The organism is Enterobacter sp. 237C8, from assembly GCF_034106865.1.
Classification (GTDB): Bacteria; Pseudomonadota; Gammaproteobacteria; order Enterobacterales; family Enterobacteriaceae; genus Enterobacter; species Enterobacter asburiae_B.
In genome coordinates, this window is sequence record NZ_JAWNDF010000012.1 from 1 (window position 1) to 18,126 (window position 18,126).

An 18,126-nucleotide genomic window follows, 5' to 3' on the forward strand; every position below is an offset into this window, starting at 1 on the left:
GCCGGAGAGATCCTGCTCGGTAAGAAAGGCGCGGCTGGTGATATATCCCCGGCTGATATACCAGTCAGAAATACGGGCGAGAAGCTCCGTTATTTTCGCCATATCCAGACACCGGCCCTGCCACGGCGCAACCAGGGCCTGCCGGGTTTTCGGGGAAATGAGGGTCGTGCCGGAAAGGGTAATGGTATCAATGGTGAAGCAGGGCCCGGCGCCGGCTGCAGGCAGAGGTCTGGCAGGCGCGGGGCGAGGGATACTCCGCTCCAGCTCTTCACGCTGTTGCTGGTTCTGTAATAAAAGCTGCTGCTGTTGCTGCTGAATAGTATCGCGATCGGCTGGCGACAAGGGCGCAGCGTTAATGCTTGCTGAAAAAAGCGCACCCGATAAGATAAAAATAATATAATTTGCTAATGAAATTATTCTTCTTTCTATTTTATTGCTATTCATCCATGCCACAAAATTTATTCGCAATTAATATTTTCGAAATATAAGAGCATTCTTAATGCGAGTATATCTAATTTACGTTAAGGCGAAGCAAATAAAATATTTTTTCAGAAAAATGAGAGGTGGATTAAGAAAAAATAAGAAGTGATTTAACTACCCCTTAAATCTTGAGTTAGCCGTAATACACTAGCTGTGAAGACGAAACGTTTTTCTCCATTCCGCAGGGCTCACCCCAAAACGCGCCTTAAACTGCTGTCGCCAGGTGACGGCGGAATTAAATCCCACCAGTTCGGCCACGCGCTCAATCGGCATATTTCCGGCTTCAAGCAGGAGCTGGCTGCGCCGCAGGCGTTCGGCGGTAAGCCAGTCGGCGACGCTCATCCCCGTGGCTTGAATAAAATGACGGGTCAGGGTGCGGCGGCTCATCGAAACCACCTCCGCCAGCGAGTCCAGGCTATGCGGTTCGGTGATGTGCTGCTGCAGATAGTCGATCAGGCAGTTAATGCGTCCGTCGCGGGTATCTTTGGGTACCGGCTGGGCGATGAACTGCGCCTGACCGCCCTCGCGGTGGGGCGGAACAATCATCCGACGGGCAATCTGGTTGGCGACCACGCTGCCAAAGCGCTGACGAATGATATACAGGCAGCAGTCCAGCGCCGCCGCGGTTCCGGCGGAGGTGATGATATTGCCGTCATCCACGTAGAGCGCATTGATATCCAGCTGAACGTGCGGGAAGAGCGACTGGAACTGATGTTCGAACTCCCAGTGGGTGGCCGCACGTTTGCCGTCGAGGAGCCCCGCCCAGGCCAGCACAAACGACCCCAGACACAGCCCGACGATTTCCGCGCCGTTGTCTCTCGCCTGCACCAGGCTGTCGAGCAGCGTCTGGGGCGGTCGTTCAAGGACGTGCTGCCAGTAGGGAACGACGACAATATCGGCCTGACCAATGGCGGTGTAGTCCTGCGTGGCGTTGAGGGCAAATCCGTCTTTTGAGGTGAGAAAACCCGGCATTTCGGCGCAGATCGTCACGCTAAAGCGCTTTTCGCCGGAGACCGAATCGCCAAACAGAATGCAGGGAACGGAGTAGTGGAACGGGCTGAACCCGTCTACCGCGACAATCGCGACGTTGATTAGCGACATCAGTTCCTCCTTTCCCTTTAACGCACTCAGAATATAACGGTTTCGCCATCCTGGGGAATGCTCACTGCGTCACTCACCTGATTGGCTTCAACGTACTCACGCAGCGCGCTGCGGGTCAACAGGCAGTGGTTAATCGCCTCCATATGGATCGCCACAATGCTGGCCTGCGGCAGCAGGAAATGAACGTTGAGCACGTCCTCCTGCCCCATAATAATGGGCCCAAAACCAATAACGTGGGCATAGCCCGCGTTCAGCACCACCACGTCCGGCTGGTGCTTTTGCAGATCGACCGCCACCTCGTCACGCCAGACGGTATCCCCGGCAAGATAGAGCGTCTTCTCATCGGGATGACGCAGCACCACGCCGCAGGCCTCGCCCAGCCGCTCCGCCAGCTCCGGCACGGCGTAAGCGCGATCGGTGCCGTGCTGCCCGCCGTGGGTTTTCGTAATCTGAATATCGCCGAAGAAGGTCGCGTCGGTCATGACCGTCAGGTTGCTGAATCCCTGGCTTCGCAGCAGCGCGGCGTCACGATCGTTTTGCACGTAGATCGGTTTGTCTTTGGCGATCAGCTCCGCCGCGGTGCGATCCCAGTGATCGTCATGGGTATGGGTGACGATCACCGCGTCGGTATCCAGCAGCGTGTTGACGTCAACGGGGAGTTCGACCGTCGGGTTACGACGTTCGGCATACGCCGTGCCGGGAAAGCCCGGATAAGCCCCCTTCGGGGCCAGCATCGGGTCGATTAAAAGACGTTTTCCGGCGTAGGAAATCAGCTGGGTGGCGTTGCGAATATGGGTAATGTTCATGGGCTATCCTCCGGTTGGTGTGATAAGGAGGATAGCCATCCGTCACTATTGGCGCTGTGGGCTAAAGGGCGATTACCGATGGAATCGGGCCAATTCAAGACACCGCGTTTTCTGCCGGTTCCCTTACCAGCCCGGCACTGCCCCGCCGTTAAAGATCGTCTCAGCCGCTTTTGCCACTTCAGGCGACTGATACGACTGGATAAACGTCTTCACGTTCTCCGCGTCCTTGTTGTCTTCGCGCGTCACCACGATGTTCACGTACGGCGAGTTTTTGTCTTCAATAAAGACGCTGTCATGCACCGGCGACAGCCCGGTTTGCTGAATATAGGTGGTGCTGATAATGGCGACATCCACTTTCGGGTCGTCCAGCACGCGCGGCAGCTGCGCCCCTTCCAGCTCCATAATTTTCAGCTGTTTAGGATTGGCGGTAATATCCAGCGCCGTCGGCAGCAGCCCGGTGCCCGGCTTCAGGGTAATGAGCTTCTCCTTTTGCAGCAGCAACAGCGCGCGGCCAAGGTTGGTCGGGTCGTTTGGAATGGCAATCGTCGCCCCGTCCTTCAGGTCAGAGACGGATTTAATTTTGCGGGAATAGCCGGCCATCGGAAAAACAAAAGTGTTCGCCACGGCCACCAGCTTGTAGCCATGCGCCTTGTTATCCTCAGCGAGGAACGGGCGATGCTGGAAGACGTTGGCATCCAGTTCTCCCTGGTTGGTGGCATCGTTGGGCAACAGCGAGCCGCTGAAGCCGACCAGCTCCACGTCCAGGCCATATTTCTCTTTTGCCACCTTTTTGGCGACTTCCGCCACGTCCTGTTCAGCGCCGTTGATGACGCCCACTTTAATGTGTTTGGCATCGCTGCCACTTTGATCGCACCCTGCCAGCAGCAGGCCAGCAAGTACCAGAGCACCCAATCGACGTTTCACAAGACAGTTCCTTTTGCTAAATGTTGTAGTGACTATATCGACAACGAGGCGGTGAAATAAAAACCGAAAAAGAATCAATAAGAAGGATAAGTTATATGCGGGTTTTGCCGGGTGGCGCTGCGCTTACCCGGCCTACAGATCCGGGGCTTAAAGCGCTTTCGCCAGATAATGCCGCTGCATGCCCGGATAAGGATAATCCTGCAAAGACATTTGCAGCTGGTACCCCTGTTTTTCATAGAACGGGCGCGCCTGGAAGCTGGCGGTATCGACCAGCGCGTGCTTGCAGCCTTTGCGTCTGGCTTCCTCTTCGGCCGTTTTGATGAGCTGGCTGCCCACGCCGGATCCGCGCACGGTCTCGCTGACCCAGAGATAGTCGATATTCAGCCAGTCGCCTTTACGCACCCCAATTAGCCCGCCGAGCATGATACCTTTATCGTCTCGTACGTAAACGCCAATGTCGCCGCTAAAGGTCGCCATATCCAAAAATTGCCCGTTATAGGCTCTTAACCCCACAAATAACTCTTCTTTTTCAGCGGGCGTTACATTATTTGTTATGCTCAGGTGCATTTTTCTCTCCTTATTTTCTATGCAATCTGAATATCTCACAGCTTAACCTCCACAAAAACTCCTCATTCCCTCCATTTTTTAAATACGGAAACATTCCCTCAATATCTAAATAAAAAAGGCCTTTCCAATACGCACCCAAAACGTATACTGAGAACGATCATTCTCACTTTTACACGGTAGCCGACGATGAGTACGAAACTGGAAGAACGACAAAAACAACGTCAGGACGAGATCATCACCGCCGCGCGTCGCTGCTTTCGCGCCAGCGGATTTCACGCCGCCAGCATGTCGCAGATAGCCAGCGAAGCGAAGCTCAGCGTCGGGCAAATTTACCGTTATTTCAGCAACAAAGACGCGATTATCGAAGAGATGATCCGCCGAATCATCGACTCACGCATTGAGGAGATGCAGGGTAAAACCCTGGTGGAAGGGATGCCGCAGGCGCTCGCCTGGCGACAGACCCTCAACGAAGATGATGATGCCCTGATGCTGGAAATGTCCGCTGAGGCCACGCGTAATCCGCAGGTGGCGACGATGCTGATCGAAGCCGAATCGCGCATGTTCGCCAACGCCTGCGCGCACCTGAAAAAGCAGTTTCCCCACCTGAGCGACGAGCATATTCGCTGCTGCGTGGAGATTACCGCCGTGATGATTGAGGGGACGATTTATCGTCGATTAACCCCCTTAAAAGTCCCGTCAGAACAATTAGAACCCCTTTATCAGGATATTTTAAATATGCTTTTCTCTGCGAAGTAATCGCATATGAATAATTAGCGGGAATAAGTAATTCCCCTTTTTTACATTTCTGGCTCAGCCAGAGATGCGGTATCGCTGTGCCTTTAAATAGCCCTCCTCCCCGTTAAGCCATTAACGGGGCTGGTGTCGTTCACCCTGGAAAAAGATTATGAAAAACATAACAACCTCCATCGCGGCATTATTTCTCCTGACCGGGTGCGATAATGCGCAAACATCTGCTCCCCAGCGTCCTCTTCCGGATGTGGGGATTGTCACCCTCATGAGCCAGCCGGTGTCCGTCGTCAGCGAGCTGACCGGCCGCACCACCGCCGCCATGAGCGCCGAAGTGCGCCCGCAGGTGGGCGGCATTATCCAGAAGCGGCTGTTCACCGAAGGCGATACCGTGAAAGCCGGGCAGGCGCTGTATCAAATTGACCCTTCCAGCTACCGCGCGGCGTTTGATGAAGCCGCCGCTGCGCTGAAGCAGGCTCAGGCGCTGGTAGCGGCCGACTGCCAGAAGGCCCGGCGCTATGCGCAGCTGGTGAAAGACGACGGCGTGTCGCGCCAGGACGCAGAGGACGCGAAGTCCACCTGCGCGCAGGACAAGGCCAGCGTCGAGTCAAAGAAGGCCGCGCAGGAGAGCGCGCGCATTAACCTCAACTGGACCACCGTTACCGCGCCGATTGCCGGACGCATCGGCATCTCCTCCGTCACGCCCGGCGCGCTGGTGACCGCCCAGCAGGATACCGCGCTCGCCACCGTTCGCGGGCTGGACAGCATGTACGTCGACTTAACCCGTTCCAGCACCGATCTGCTGCGTTTACGCAGGCAAACCCTCGCCACCAATAGCGATACGCTAAGCGTGTCCTTAATCCTCGAAGACGGCAGCACCTACAGCGAGAAAGGCCGTCTGGCGTTAACCGAAGTGGCGGTGGATGAATCAACCGGCTCGGTCACGCTGCGCGCCGTCTTCCCGAACCCGCAGCATCAGCTCCTGCCGGGGATGTTCGTTCGCGCCAGGGTGGATGAAGGCATCATGAACGACGCGATCCTCGCGCCGCAGCAGGGCATCACCCGCGACGCCAAAGGCACCGCCACCGCGCTGGTGGTGAATGCCAGCAATAAGGTCGAGCAGCGTCAGCTGGAGACGGGCGACACCTACGGCGACAAATGGCTGGTACTGAGCGGCCTCAAGGCGGGCGATAAGCTGATTGTGGAAGGCACCGACAAAGTGACCGCCGGGCAGGAAGTGAAGGCCGAAGAGATGAAAGCTGCGGGAGGACAAGCCTGATGTTTTCCCGCTTCTTCGTTCGTCGCCCGGTCTTTGCCTGGGTTATCGCCATTCTTATCATGCTCGCCGGGATGCTGGCGATCCGCACGCTGCCGGTGGCGCAGTACCCGGACGTCGCCCCGCCGTCGATCAAAATCTCCGCCACCTACACCGGTGCCTCCGCGCAGACGCTGGAAAACAGCGTGACGCAGGTGATCGAGCAGCAGCTCACCGGGCTGGATAACCTGCTCTACTTCACCTCCACCAGCAGCTCGGACGGGTCGGTAAGCATTACCGTCACCTTCGAGCAGGGAACCGACCCGGACACCGCGCAGGTACAGGTGCAGAACAAAGTTCAGCAGGCGGAATCGCGCCTGCCGACCGAGGTGCAGCAGTCCGGCATTACCGTCGAGAAATCGCAGAGCAACTTCCTGCTGATCATGGGCGTGTACGACAAAACCGACACCGCCAGCAGCTCGGATATCGCCGACTGGCTGGTGAGCAATATGCAGGACCCGCTGGCGCGCGTGGAGGGCGTCGGCAGCCTGCAGGTGTTCGGGGCGGAATACGCGATGCGCATCTGGCTTGACCCGGCGAAGCTGGCGTCCTACTCGCTAATGCCTTCCGACGTGCAGAGCGCGATTGAAGCCCAGAACGTGCAGGTCTCCGCCGGTAAAATCGGCGCGCTGCCCTCGTCGAACGCCCAGCAGCTGACCGCCACCGTCCGCGCCCAGTCGCGCCTGCAAACGGTCGATCAGTTTAAAAACATCATCGTGAAGAGCCAGTCCAGCGGCGCTATCGTGCGCATCAGCGACGTCGCCCGCGTGGAGATGGGCAGCGAAGATTATACCGCCACCGCGAAGCTCAACGGCCACCCGGCGGCGGGTATGGCGGTCATGCTCTCACCGGGTGCGAACGCGCTCAACACTGCGACGGCGGTAAAAGACAAGATCGCCGAGTTCAAAAAGTCGATGCCGGAAGGCTACGACGTGGCCTACCCGAAAGACAGCACCGAGTTCATCAAGATCTCCGTTGAGGACGTGATTCAGACCCTGTTCGAAGCCATTATCCTCGTGGTGGTGGTGATGTACCTGTTCCTGCAAAACATCCGCGCGACGCTGATCCCGGCGCTGGCGGTACCTGTCGTTCTGCTGGGCACGTTTGGCGTGCTGGCGCTGTTCGGCTACTCCATCAATACCCTGACGCTGTTTGCGATGGTGCTGGCGATCGGGCTCCTGGTGGATGACGCGATCGTGGTGGTGGAAAACGTCGAGCGTATTATGCGCGACGAAGGCCTGCCCGCGCGGGAAGCCACCGAAAAATCGATGGGCGAAATCTCCGGCGCGCTGGTTGCCATTGCGCTGGTGCTTTCTGCCGTATTCCTGCCGATGGCCTTCTTCGGCGGCTCCACCGGGGTGATTTACCGTCAGTTCTCGGTCACCATTATTTCGGCGATGTTCCTCTCCGTGGTGGTGGCGTTGACCCTGACGCCGGCACTCTGCGGCTCGATTCTGAGCCACACGGCGCCGCACAAAAAGGGCTTCTTCGGCGCGTTTAACCGCTTCTACAGCAGGACCGAGCGCGGCTATCAGAACAAGGTGCTGCGCGCCCTGCGCCGTTCCGGCGGCATGCTGGTTATCTATGCCCTGCTCTGCGGCGCGATGGGCTTCGCCATGCTTAAGCTGCCGGGCAGCTTCCTGCCAACGGAAGATCAGGGCGAAATCATGGTGCAGTACACCCTGCCAGCGGGCGCAACGACGGTACGTACCGCCGAAGTCAGCCGCCAGGTGCGCGAGTGGTTCCTCACGAAAGAAAAAGCCAATACCAACGTGATCTTCACCATTGAAGGCTTCAGCTTCAGCGGCAGCGGCCAGAACGCCGGGATGGCGTTTGTCTCCCTGAAAAACTGGTCCGAACGTAAAGGCGATGAGAATACCGCGCAGGCCATCGCCCTGCGCGCCACGCAGGAGCTGAGCACCATCCGCGATGCGACGATCTTTGCCATGACGCCGCCCGCGGTTGACGGTCTGGGCCAGAGCAACGGCTTTACCTTTGAGCTGATGGCAAGCGGCGGCACCGACCGCGACGCGCTGCTGAAGCTGCGTAACCAGCTGATTGGCGAGGCCAATCAGGACAGCTCGCTGCACGCCGTGCGCGCCAACGATCTGCCGCAGATGCCGCAGCTTCAGGTGGATATCGATAACAACAAGGCCGTGTCGCTGGGGCTGTCCCTGAGCGACGTTACCAACACCCTCTCCAGCGCCTGGGGCGGGACCTACGTGAACGATTTTATCGACCGCGGCCGCGTGAAAAAGGTCTACATCCAGGGCGACAGCGACACCCGCGCCGTGCCGTCGGATCTCAACAAATGGTTTGTGCGCGGCAGTGACAGCACCATGACCCCGTTCTCCGCCTTTGCCACCACCCGCTGGGAGTACGGCCCGGAAAGCCTGGTGCGCTACAACGGCTCGGCGGCGTATGAGATTCAGGGTGAAAACGCCAGCGGCGCCAGCTCCGGCACGGCGATGGGCAAAATGGAGCAGCTGGCAAACAGCCTACCGTCCGGCAGCACCTGGGCGTGGAGCGGTTTGTCGTTGCAGGAAAAACTGGCGAGCGGTCAGGCGATGAGCCTGTATGCCCTCTCCATCCTGGTGGTGTTCCTGTGCCTGGCAGCGCTGTATGAGAGCTGGTCGGTGCCGATTTCGGTCATCCTGGTGATCCCGCTTGGCGTGCTGGGCGCGGCCATGGCCGCCTCGCTGCGCGGCCTGAACAACGACGTTTACTTCCAGGTGGCGCTGCTCACCACTATCGGCCTGTCGTCGAAGAACGCGATCCTGATTGTCGAGTTTGCCGAAGCCAAAGTCGCTGAAGGGTACTCTCTGACGCGCGCCGCACTGCGTGCCGCCCAGACGCGTCTGCGGCCGATCATCATGACCTCGCTGGCGTTTATCGCAGGGGTTACGCCGTTGGCCGTGGCAACCGGTGCAGGCGCCAACAGCCGCGTGGCAATTGGTACCGGCATTATCGGCGGGACGCTGGCCGCGACGCTGCTGGCGATCTTCTTCGTCCCCTTATTCTTTGTACTGGTGAAACGACTGTTCTCCGGTAAACACGCGAACCGGAGGTCATAATGTTTCGTGTATCTGTTTTAGCGCTAGCCCTGCTGAGCGCGGGTTGTGTATCGTTAGATCCAACGTATCAACGCCCGGACGCGCCCGTCCCGGCAACCTTGCCCGGCGCGCACGGCGAAGCCACCGCCATGGTGAGCCAGTGGCAGCAGGTAATGAACGATGCGCGGCTGAAAAGCGTGGTGACGATGGCGCTTAACAGCAACCGCGACGTGCAAAAAGCGATTGCCGATATCGACGCCGCCCGCGCACAGTACGGTGAAACGCGCTCGTCCCTGTTCCCGACGGTGGACGCCGAGCTGAGCCACACCCGCAGCCGCACGCTGGCAAGCGGCGTCGCGACAAGCGATGAAGCCAACGGCGCGGTCTCCAGCTTCGAGCTGGATCTGTTTGGCCGCAACCAGAGCCTCTCCCGCGCCGCGCGTGAAACCTGGCTTGCCAGCGAGTTCACCGCGCAGAACACGCGCCTGACGATGGTCAGCGAGCTGACCACGGCCTGGGTGACGCTGGCGGCGGATAACAGCAACCTGGCGCTGGCAAAATCCACGATGGAGAGCGCGGCAAACTCGCTGAAGATTGTGAAGCGCCAGCAGGAAGTGGGCGTGGCGGCCGCCACGGACGTCAGCGAAGCGATGGCGGTGTATCAGCAGGCGCGCGCCAGCGTCGCGAGCTACCGGACGCTGGTGATGCAGGACAAAAATGCCCTTAATCTGCTGGCGGGCGATACGGTGCCGGACAACCTACTCCCCGGCACGCTGGAGAGCCTGAGCGACAACGCCATCACGCTGATCCCGGCGGGCGTCAGCTCCAGCACCCTGCTGCGTCGCCCGGATATTCAGGAGGCCGAGCATAATCTGCTGAGCGCCAACGCCAACATCGGCGCGGCGCGGGCCAACTTCTTCCCGACGATTTCGCTGACCGCCAGCGCGGGCGTCGGCAGCGATTCGCTCTCCTCCCTGTTCAGCCACGGGATGAAGGTCTGGTCGTTCGCGCCGTCCATCACCCTGCCGCTGTTCAGCGGCGGGAACAACCTGGCGCAGCTGCGCTACGCGGAAGCGGAGAAGAAAGGGCTGATCGCCACCTATGAGAAAGCCATCCAGAGCGCGTTTAAGGACGTGGCCGACGCGCTGGCGCGACGAGAAACCCTGAGCGAACAGCTCGACGCCCAGCGCGAATACGTCGCGGCGGAGCAAAAAACGCTGGACGTGGCAACGCGCAGCTATAAGGCGGGCGCGGGGGATTATCTGACGGTACTGACCGCGCAGCGGTCGCTGTGGTCGGCGCAGGAATCGCTGATCGCGCTGCAGCAAACCGACCTGGAAAACCGCATCACGCTGTGGCAGTCGCTGGGGGGCGGTATTCAGTAGCGCTTGCCGGGAAGTTCATGACAGGCGGTGAAGAGAAAATTCATACTTTCGGCTGGCGTCGCTACACTGAATGTAACGATATATTTCATGGGAAGCATGTGACTTCTAAAGGGGGTTGTTGATGAAAGCTGCGCACCTGGTCTGCCTGCTGGTTTGTCTGCTCTTCGCCGCGTTTGTCCATGCTCAGGAAAAGGATGACCCCGCGAAAGAGGCGCAAATAAAGCAGCAGGTCCTTAAAGATATTAAGAAAACCTGTACGCCACAGAAAAAGCAGAGCGATAAAGCCTGGCAGGAGATGATTTTGTCGTCCGAGGCCAATCAGCTGCTGATTAAAAATGCCATCACCGCCGTGAAGCGCGACAACCTGGATGCCTACTGGGGGGCGATTGGTCAGGTGGATTGTATGGAAGATTATTGAGAGCTGGAAACGTGCTTCTCGCCGGGTGGCGGCTGCGCCTTACCCGGCCTACACAACATTTTTAACGCTTACGCACGTCTGGAATGATCAAATCCCCGCGCAAAACATAGGACCCGAGCATCTGCGTTTTCTCCGTCAGCCAGCTCACAATGCGCGCCGCCATCGCGTCCATGGAATATTCAATCGCCGGGATCACCGGAATACCCGGCAGGTGCAGCGATCCGGCAAGGCTGAAGACCATAATGTCGTCCGGCACCGATTTATTAAACGCCTGCAGCTGCGGGATCACCCGCTGGGCTTCCTGCTCGTCCGCCACCAGCAGCGCGTTGAAGTTCAGGGTGCTGGCGTTGTTAAGCAGCTCCTGCAGCGCAACGGATGAAGAAGTCGCGTCCATAAAGACCAGGTTGCGATTAAAAGGCAGGAAATTTTTCTCCAGCGCGTGCTTGTAGCCGAGCAGCACCTGGTCGGCAAAACCGCTGCCGTGGGGGTGGATCAGCGCAATCTGGCGACGCCCCTGGCTGGTGAGGTAGTTACAGGCGGTTTCGGCGGCAAAGGCGTGATCGAACTGGATGCTGTTGGAATTATCAGATTCCATGCAGTCCACCAGAATGACGTTGTCCATATCCACGTCCAGCGGGAAACGGGCGCCAATCACCAGGATATCATCGCAGAGTCCGCAGGAGAGTTCTTCAAGGGCGTGCATCACTTCCGCTTTGCTGTGCGCGAAGCGCAGCAGGAGGTGTTTTTGATGCTGGCTGAGCTGTTTTTCCAGCGCGTAGAGATATCCGGTGGTCTGGTTAATATTTTCCTGCGCGCAAATGACTCCAATGCAGCCCGTCGACTGGCTCAGCAGCGACTGGGCAATCACGTTGGGACGATAGTTCAGCTCATCCACGGCCTTCAGAACGGCCTGACGGCTGGCTTCCTTAACGCCACGCGACCCGCTCAACACTCGCGATACCGTGGCTTTAGACACCCCGGCAAGACGTGATACATCATTGATTGTCGACATCTCTTTCCCCTGGCAGGCTTACCTCGCGCCTGCAAATTCCATCACCGCTTCGGCTCACATTATAGCCAGAACGGAGTATATCCGTTTCCGTTTTCCATGGAAACCGATTTTCCGCTTCCACTCAAAATGATGTAAAAACAGCCAAATTATGTGACCCACATCCGGTTAATTAGCCTCATAAGTAAGGGATCTTGATGGTTGTCACACTTCTGTCTTTTATGAATGGAAACCGGTTTCCGTATAATGTCCAATCATCCTCGCAATAACTTTTTACATTTAGAGGATGGTTGTCGATGTTCAAGATTATGCTGTGCTGCTCTGCCGGGATGTCCACCAGCCTGTTGGTCAGCAAAATGGTCGATGTCGCGAAAGAGCGTGGTTTGCCGGTGAAGATTGATGCGTACGGTGTTTCCGAATTTGATACGCAGTTTCCGCAATACCAGGTTGTCCTTCTCGGACCGCAAGTGAAATACATGTTAAAGACACTCTCAGACAAGGCGGCTACGAAAGGCATTCCGGTGCAGCCCATCGATATGATGGACTACGGCATGCAGCGTGGCGATAAAGTACTGGACTATGCTCTGTCGCTCATCGAAGCGGCACACTAAAAGGTGTTCACATGAGTTCGTTATATCAATCCATGGTCGCGGTGATTGAGCAGTCAATTACCCCGCTGGCCGCCAAGCTGGGCCAGCAAAAGTATGTGATTGCCATCCGCGACGGCTTTACCGCCGCGCTGCCGTTTATGATCATCGGCTCGTTTATGCTGGTGTTCATCTTCCCGCCTTTCTCGGGGGATACCACCAACAGCTTTGCCCGCGGCTGGCTGGATTTCTCCCAGACCTATCGCGAACAGCTGATGCTGCCGTTTAACCTCAGCATGGGCGTGATGACCTTCTTCATTTCGGTGGGAATTGGGGCAAGCCTGGGGCGTCAGTTTAACCTCGACCCGGTGATGTCCGGCCTGCTGGCCTTTATGGCCTTCCTGCTGGTCGCCGCGCCGTATGCCGACGGCAAGATCTCGACCCAGTATCTCTCCGGTCAGGGCATCTTCACCGCGCTGATCACCGCCATTTACGCCACCCGCGTCTACGCGTGGCTGAAGCAGAACAACGTGACCATTCGCCTGCCGAAGGAAGTGCCAACCGGCGTGGCGCGCTCGTTTGAGATCCTGATCCCGGTGATGGTGGTGATCGGCACGCTGCATCCGCTGAACCTGTTCATCGAAGCGCAGACCGGGATGATTATCCCGCAGGCGATCATGCACCTGCTGGAGCCGCTGGTGTCCGCGTCTGACTCCCTGCCCGCCATTCTGCTCTCCGTGCTGCTGTGTCAGATCTTCTGGTTCGCCGGTATTCACGGCTCGCTGATCGTCACCGGCATCATGAACCCGTTCTGGATGGCGAACCTCTCGGCAAACCAGGCGGCGCTGGCGGCCGGCGCGGCGCTGCCGCACGTTTACCTCCAGGGCTTCTGGGATCACTACCTGCTGATTGGCGGCGTAGGCTCTACCCTGCCGCTGGCGTTCCTGCTGCTGCGCAGCCGCGTTACCCACCTGCGCACCATCGGCAAAATGGGCGTGGTGCCAAGCTTCTTCAACATCAACGAACCGATCCTGTTCGGCGCGCCGATCATCATGAACCCGATGCTGTTTATCCCGTTCGTGTTCGTTCCGCTGGTCAACGCCTGCCTGGCGTACGCGGCAACCAAACTCGGCTGGCTGGCGCAGGTCGTCTCGTTAACCCCGTGGACCACCCCTGCACCGATTGGCGCCTCGTGGGCGGCAAACTGGGCGCTCAGCCCGGTGGTGATGTGCCTGGTCTGTATGGTGATGTCCGCGCTGATGTACCTGCCGTTCCTGCGCGCCTATGAGCGTACGCTCATCAAAAACGAAGAGCAGAAAGCCCAGGCAACCGTCGGCGCCGCCGAGACCGCCAGCAATTAAGTCAAAGAGGAAGAGTCATGAAATACGCATTTCCCGATAATTTCTGGTGGGGCAGCGCAAGCTCCGCTCTCCAGACCGAAGGGGCAAGAGAGGGGGAAACCACGTGGGATTACTGGTTTGCCCGCGAGCCGAACCGTTTTCACAGCGGCGTGGGGCCGCAGCAGACCTCCACGTTTTATCAGCACTGGAAGACGGACATTCAGCTGTTAAAGCAGCTGAACCACAACAGCTTTCGCACCTCGATTAGCTGGGCGCGCCTGATCCCCGACGGTATCGGTGAAGTGAACCCGGAAGCGGTCGATTTTTACAATCAGGTCATTGATGAGCTGAATGAACAGGGCATCACGCCGTTTATGACCCTGTTCCATTTCGACATGCCGATGGCGATGCAGGAGATCGGCGGCTGGGAAAACCGCGACGTGGTGGAGGCCTACGCCCGCTATGCGCAGATTTGCTTTGAGCTGTTCGGCGATCGCGTGCTGCACTGGTTTACCTTCAACGAGCCGATCGTGCCGGTGGAAGGCGGTTATCTGTACGATTTCCACTACCCGAACGTGGTGGATTTTCGTCGGGCAGCCACCGTGGCGTATCACACCGTGCTGGCCCATGCGAAGGCGGTTCAGGCCTACCGCGCCGGGCATTACGCGGGGGAGATTGGCATCGTGCTGAACCTGACGCCGTCGTACCCGCGTTCGCAGAACCCGGCAGACGTGAAGGCGGCGCACATCGCGGATCTGATGTTTAACCGCAGCTTCCTTGACCCAGTCCTGCGCGGCGAATACCCGGCAGATCTCGTAGCGCTGCTGAAATCCTGCGATCAATTACCCGCCTGTAAACCGGAAGACGGTTTCCTGATAGCGGAAGGGAAAATCGACCTGCTCGGCGTGAACTACTATCAGCCGCGTCGCGTGAAGTGTCGCGACAGCGCGGTGAACCCGCAGGCGCCGTTTATGCCGGAGTGGTTCTTCGATAATTACGAGATGCCGGGCCGCAAGATGAACCCGTACCGCGGCTGGGAAATCTACGAGCCGGGTATTTACGATATTCTGGTCAACCTGCGCGACAATTACGGCAACCCACGCTGCTTTATTTCTGAAAACGGCATGGGCGTCGAAAACGAGCAGCGTTTTATTGAAAATGGCCAGATTAACGATCAATACCGCATCGAGTTTATTTCCGAACATTTAGCCTGGCTGCATAAGGGTATTAGCGAAGGGTGCAATTGTCTCGGCTACCATATGTGGACGTTTATTGATAACTGGTCGTGGTGCAACGCGTATAAAAATCGCTACGGATTTATCCAGCTCGATTTAGAGACGCAGAAACGCACCATTAAGAAAAGCGGAGAGTGGTTTGCCGCTACCGCGTTAAATAATAGTTTTGAAAAAGAGTAATGATGATGATCGCATTAGAAGAAGCCGTAATGGAAATTATCGTCAATGCCGGACAGTCCCGCAGCCTGTGCTTTGAAGCGCTGCACGCGGCGCGTCAGGGCAACATTGACGAAGCCAAAAGCCTGCTGCGCGAAGCCGACGGCTACGCGCGCCAGGCGCACAAGATGCAGACCAAACTGATCGAGCAGGATGCGGGCGAAGGCCGCCAGCCGATGACGTTAATTATGGTGCACGCGCAGGATCATTTAATGAACTCCTTATTAGCGCGTGAACTGTCCGAAGAAATTATTCATTTATATCAGAGATAGTCTATGGCGAAATAATTATTGTAATACCTCTGTACCCTAAATAGAGATCCACTTGTTCTGATGATAGCGACATACTCTGTCAGATCGGAGCGGGATGGTTATTGTCTGAATAAAATTAAACTATATTGAGATAACCATGAATACGATTAAAAAACTTCCATTAACCATGGCGGTTATCGCCGCGCTTTGCCCAATTTCCGTGCTCGCGCAGGAATTCACGCAGGAGCAAATCGACGCCATTGTGGCGAAAGCGGTGGATAAAGCCCTGGCCGAACGTCAGGCTAAAATGGATGCGGCGGTCGCGAAAAAAGCGGACGTGGTGACCGAGCCGCAAAGCGCGGCGCAATCTCCGGATATGGCGATCCCGTTCGGAATTAAATTTACCGGCTACGCCCGCTACGGCGCGCACTTCCAGGCCGCCGATCAGAAATACGTCGCGGTGGACGGTTCATACAACGGCGCGTCCGCCATTGGTCGTCTGGGCAACGAAGGCAACGGCGGGGAATTCCAGCTCTCCAAGGCCTTCAAGGGTGAAAACGGCGCCATCTGGGACGTTAACGTGATGATCGACCACTGGGGCGACGAAGTTAACCTGAAAAAAGCCTACGCGGGGGTGACCAACATTATGGCCTCCAACCCGAACGCCTATTTCTGGGCAGGCCGTGACTTCCACCAGCGTCCGCAGCAGGGCATCAACGACTACTTCTGGATGAACCACGACGGCCAGGGCGCCGGGGTGAAGAACTTCGACATCGGCGGCGTGCAGTTTGACGTCGCCGCCGTGGCGGCGGTGGAATCCTGTAGCCCGGAAGTGATGGAAGATGAAGCCAACCCGTCGCGCATCACCTGTACCGGCGGTTCCGGCACGGGCGACAAAGGCAACTACGCCGCGACCTCAAAAATCCACGGCATGAAGCTCGGCCCGATCGACATGGAGCTGTACGCCAACTACGGCTTTGACTCCAAGGCGGTGGAGAGCGACGAGCGTCTGAACGCGTGGCAGGGCGGCGTGGTGCTGAGCCACACCAACGACAGCGGCGTGAACAAGGTGATCGCCCGCTACTCCGATAACGCGGACAACAGCGTGTTCAACAAAACCGAGGATCTGACCACGGTCTACGCCAGCTTCGAAGGGCTGTACAAATTCACCCAGGCGACGCAGGTGGAGTACATCCTCGCCTTCCACGACTACGACAACAGCCGCGATAAGACCGACAACCGTAAGAACTACAACGCCATCGTGCGACCGATGCACTGGTGGAACGACGTTCACTCCACCTGGCTGGAAGCAGGCTGGCAGCATGTGGATTACGACAACGGCGGCGACAACAAGGGCTGGAAGCTGACCCTGTCCCAGAACATGTCTATCGCCATGGGGCCGGAGTTCCGCCCGATGCTGCGCTTCTACGTGACCGGCGGCAAAGTGGATAACGAACGCACCGCGCGCGTGAACAATACCAAAGACGAAACGCTCGACGACTTCAACGTCGGCGCGATGTGGGAGGCGTGGTTCTAGGCAAGGTAGAAGCAAAACGGCAACGAGAGTTGCCGTTTTTAGTGTTTGCTCCCTCTCCACGTGGGAGAGGGCCGGGGTGAGGGCATCAGGCCGCACACAACCATGCTATGCTGTTGACCGAATTAACGACAACATCGCAGGGGAGAACATGGGTTCCACACGTAAAGGGATGCTAAACGTCCTGATCGCCGCCGTTTTATGGGGCAGTTCCGGCGTTTGCGCGCAGTACATCATGGAGAAAAGCCACATTTCTTCGCCTTACCTGACCATGGTTCGCCTGCTGTTTACCGGCGTGATCCTGCTGACGCTTTCTTTCGTTCACGGCGACAAGATTTTCTCGGTAATCAAGCATCGCAAAGACGCCCTCAGCCTGCTGATTTTCTCGCTGGTCGGCGCGCTCACCGTGCAGCTCACCTTCCTGCTGACGATTGAAAAATCCAACGCAGCTACCGCTACCGTGCTGCAGTTTCTGTCACCGACCATCATTGTGGCGTGGTTCGCCCTGGCGCGGAAAAAGCGTCCCGGCCTGTTTGTACTGTCGGCCATCATGACGTCGCTTGTCGGCACCTTCCTGCTGGTCACTCACGGCGACCCGACATCGCTCTCCATCTCGCCTGCCGCGCTGTTCTTCGGCATCGCCTCGGCGTTTGCCGCCGCGTTTTACACCACCTATCCGTCAACGCTGATCGCCCGCTACGGCACGCTGCCGATTGTCGGCTGGAGCATGCTGATCGCCGGGCTAATGCTGACGCCGTTCTACGCCGGACGCGGGACCACCTTTGTGATTGACGGCAGCCTGCTGCTGGCGTTTTTCTACCTGGTGGTGATTGGCACGGCGCTGACGTTCAGCCTGTATCTGAAAGGCGCACAGATGATCGGCGGGCCGAAGGCGAGCATTCTGAGCTGCGCCGAGCCGCTAAGCAGCGCGCTGCTGTCGGTGATTTTGCTGGGGGTGGCGTTCACCCTGCCGGACTGGCTGGGAACGCTATTGATCGTGTCGTCGGTGGTGTTGATTTCAATGGATTCGAGAAGACGGGTTCAGACATCGGCGTAGCCTGATGCCCTCACCCTAACCCTCTCCCCACAGGGGAGAGGGGACGGCTCGGTGCTGTCTTTTCACCCTCGCCCCTTTGGGGAGAGGGCCGGGGTGAGGGG

General features: G+C 57.8%; 17 protein-coding genes. 11 read left to right on the plus strand and 6 right to left on the minus strand.

Annotated elements, in window-relative coordinates:
* The 5 genes from USF70_RS20010 to USF70_RS20030 form a co-directional block, all read right to left on the minus strand.
* A partial coding sequence (locus tag USF70_RS20010; protein WP_320735950.1) for a POTRA domain-containing protein occupies positions 1 to 444 on the minus strand: 444 nt, incomplete at its 3' end.
* A 183-nt stretch (positions 445 to 627) separates the two neighbouring features.
* On the minus strand, positions 628 to 1,581 hold the full coding sequence (locus tag USF70_RS20015; RefSeq protein WP_182072110.1) for a GlxA family transcriptional regulator: 954 nt from the start codon (positions 1,579 to 1,581) through the stop codon (positions 628 to 630).
* A gap of 26 nt (positions 1,582 to 1,607) precedes the next feature.
* On the minus strand, positions 1,608 to 2,387 hold the full coding sequence (locus USF70_RS20020; RefSeq protein WP_320735951.1) for an MBL fold metallo-hydrolase: 780 nt from the start codon (positions 2,385 to 2,387) through the stop codon (positions 1,608 to 1,610).
* 123 nt (positions 2,388 to 2,510) lie between these two features.
* Positions 2,511 to 3,311, minus strand: a complete 801-nt coding sequence (gene nlpA / locus USF70_RS20025) for a lipoprotein NlpA (protein WP_320735952.1) — start codon at positions 3,309 to 3,311, stop codon at positions 2,511 to 2,513.
* A 147-nt stretch (positions 3,312 to 3,458) separates the two neighbouring features.
* A complete protein-coding gene (locus USF70_RS20030; protein WP_320735953.1) occupies positions 3,459 to 3,878 on the minus strand; it encodes a GNAT family N-acetyltransferase in 420 nt (139 codons plus the stop codon).
* Positions 3,879 to 4,064: 186 nt separating this feature from the next.
* Here USF70_RS20030 and USF70_RS20035 point away from each other — a divergent pair, with 186 nt between their 5' ends.
* The 5 genes from USF70_RS20035 to USF70_RS20055 all read left to right on the plus strand — a co-directional run bounded on the left by USF70_RS20035 (position 4,065) and on the right by USF70_RS20055 (position 10,796).
* The gene (locus USF70_RS20035) at positions 4,065 to 4,634 is read left to right on the plus strand and encodes a TetR/AcrR family transcriptional regulator (RefSeq protein ID WP_033144322.1); all 570 of its coding nucleotides are present in this window, start codon (positions 4,065 to 4,067) and stop codon (positions 4,632 to 4,634) included.
* Positions 4,635 to 4,782: 148 nt separating this feature from the next.
* Positions 4,783 to 5,904, plus strand: a complete 1,122-nt coding sequence (locus USF70_RS20040) for an efflux RND transporter periplasmic adaptor subunit (protein ID WP_320735954.1) — start codon at positions 4,783 to 4,785, stop codon at positions 5,902 to 5,904.
* Complete coding sequence (locus tag USF70_RS20045; RefSeq protein WP_320735955.1) at positions 5,904 to 9,014, plus strand: efflux RND transporter permease subunit; 3,111 nt, start codon at positions 5,904 to 5,906, stop codon at positions 9,012 to 9,014. Before USF70_RS20040 ends, USF70_RS20045 begins: the two co-directional genes overlap by 1 nt.
* On the plus strand, positions 9,014 to 10,378 hold the full coding sequence (locus USF70_RS20050) for a TolC family protein (protein WP_320735956.1): 1,365 nt from the start codon (positions 9,014 to 9,016) through the stop codon (positions 10,376 to 10,378). Before USF70_RS20045 ends, USF70_RS20050 begins: the two co-directional genes overlap by 1 nt.
* A gap of 121 nt (positions 10,379 to 10,499) precedes the next feature.
* Positions 10,500 to 10,796: a YicS family protein gene (locus tag USF70_RS20055; protein WP_023309843.1), complete on the plus strand. Its 297-nt coding sequence runs from the start codon at positions 10,500 to 10,502 to the stop codon at positions 10,794 to 10,796.
* Between the two features lie 61 nt (positions 10,797 to 10,857).
* Here USF70_RS20055 and USF70_RS20060 read toward each other — a convergent pair whose 3' ends face one another.
* Positions 10,858 to 11,808, minus strand: coding sequence for a LacI family DNA-binding transcriptional regulator (locus tag USF70_RS20060; RefSeq protein ID WP_023293714.1), 951 nt, complete (start codon positions 11,806 to 11,808; stop codon positions 10,858 to 10,860).
* A 293-nt stretch (positions 11,809 to 12,101) separates the two neighbouring features.
* On the opposite strand from USF70_RS20060, the gene USF70_RS20065 reads away from it, so the two are divergent.
* From USF70_RS20065 to USF70_RS20090, 6 genes are all read left to right on the plus strand, one after another.
* On the plus strand, positions 12,102 to 12,416 hold the full coding sequence (locus USF70_RS20065) for a PTS sugar transporter subunit IIB (protein WP_039260376.1): 315 nt from the start codon (positions 12,102 to 12,104) through the stop codon (positions 12,414 to 12,416).
* A gap of 11 nt (positions 12,417 to 12,427) precedes the next feature.
* A complete protein-coding gene (locus USF70_RS20070; protein ID WP_320735957.1) occupies positions 12,428 to 13,753 on the plus strand; it encodes a PTS sugar transporter subunit IIC in 1,326 nt (441 codons plus the stop codon).
* 17 nt (positions 13,754 to 13,770) lie between these two features.
* On the plus strand, positions 13,771 to 15,147 hold the full coding sequence (locus USF70_RS20075) for a glycoside hydrolase family 1 protein (protein ID WP_320735958.1): 1,377 nt from the start codon (positions 13,771 to 13,773) through the stop codon (positions 15,145 to 15,147).
* A gap of 5 nt (positions 15,148 to 15,152) precedes the next feature.
* The gene (locus tag USF70_RS20080) at positions 15,153 to 15,455 is read left to right on the plus strand and encodes a PTS lactose/cellobiose transporter subunit IIA (RefSeq protein ID WP_029741865.1); all 303 of its coding nucleotides are present in this window, start codon (positions 15,153 to 15,155) and stop codon (positions 15,453 to 15,455) included.
* Positions 15,456 to 15,591: 136 nt separating this feature from the next.
* Entirely contained in the window at positions 15,592 to 16,971 is a 1,380-nt protein-coding gene (locus USF70_RS20085; RefSeq protein ID WP_033144328.1) for a carbohydrate porin, read from the plus strand.
* 148 nt (positions 16,972 to 17,119) lie between these two features.
* A complete protein-coding gene (locus USF70_RS20090) occupies positions 17,120 to 18,025 on the plus strand; it encodes an EamA family transporter (RefSeq protein ID WP_126797230.1) in 906 nt (301 codons plus the stop codon).
* Positions 18,026 to 18,126 lie beyond the last annotated feature (101 nt).

Bases quoted from the DNA above. Each gene is read 5' to 3' on its own strand.
- USF70_RS20040 (WP_320735954.1), top strand. From the start codon at position 4,783: ATGAAAAACATAACAACCTCCATCGCGGCATTATTTCTCCTGACCGGG.
- USF70_RS20080 (WP_029741865.1), top strand. From the start codon at position 15,153: ATGATCGCATTAGAAGAAGCCGTAATGGAAATTATCGTCAATGCCGGA.
- USF70_RS20030 (WP_320735953.1), bottom strand. From the start codon at position 3,878: ATGCACCTGAGCATAACAAATAATGTAACGCCCGCTGAAAAAGAAGAG.
- USF70_RS20035 (WP_033144322.1), top strand. From the start codon at position 4,065: ATGAGTACGAAACTGGAAGAACGACAAAAACAACGTCAGGACGAGATC.
- USF70_RS20045 (WP_320735955.1), top strand. From the start codon at position 5,904: ATGTTTTCCCGCTTCTTCGTTCGTCGCCCGGTCTTTGCCTGGGTTATC.
- USF70_RS20055 (WP_023309843.1), top strand. From the start codon at position 10,500: ATGAAAGCTGCGCACCTGGTCTGCCTGCTGGTTTGTCTGCTCTTCGCC.
- USF70_RS20090 (WP_126797230.1), top strand. From the start codon at position 17,120: ATGGGTTCCACACGTAAAGGGATGCTAAACGTCCTGATCGCCGCCGTT.
- USF70_RS20085 (WP_033144328.1), top strand. From the start codon at position 15,592: ATGAATACGATTAAAAAACTTCCATTAACCATGGCGGTTATCGCCGCG.
- USF70_RS20020 (WP_320735951.1), bottom strand. From the start codon at position 2,387: ATGAACATTACCCATATTCGCAACGCCACCCAGCTGATTTCCTACGCC.
- USF70_RS20060 (WP_023293714.1), bottom strand. From the start codon at position 11,808: ATGTCGACAATCAATGATGTATCACGTCTTGCCGGGGTGTCTAAAGCC.
- USF70_RS20015 (WP_182072110.1), bottom strand. From the start codon at position 1,581: ATGTCGCTAATCAACGTCGCGATTGTCGCGGTAGACGGGTTCAGCCCG.
- USF70_RS20070 (WP_320735957.1), top strand. From the start codon at position 12,428: ATGAGTTCGTTATATCAATCCATGGTCGCGGTGATTGAGCAGTCAATT.
- USF70_RS20065 (WP_039260376.1), top strand. From the start codon at position 12,102: ATGTTCAAGATTATGCTGTGCTGCTCTGCCGGGATGTCCACCAGCCTG.
- USF70_RS20075 (WP_320735958.1), top strand. From the start codon at position 13,771: ATGAAATACGCATTTCCCGATAATTTCTGGTGGGGCAGCGCAAGCTCC.
- USF70_RS20050 (WP_320735956.1), top strand. From the start codon at position 9,014: ATGTTTCGTGTATCTGTTTTAGCGCTAGCCCTGCTGAGCGCGGGTTGT.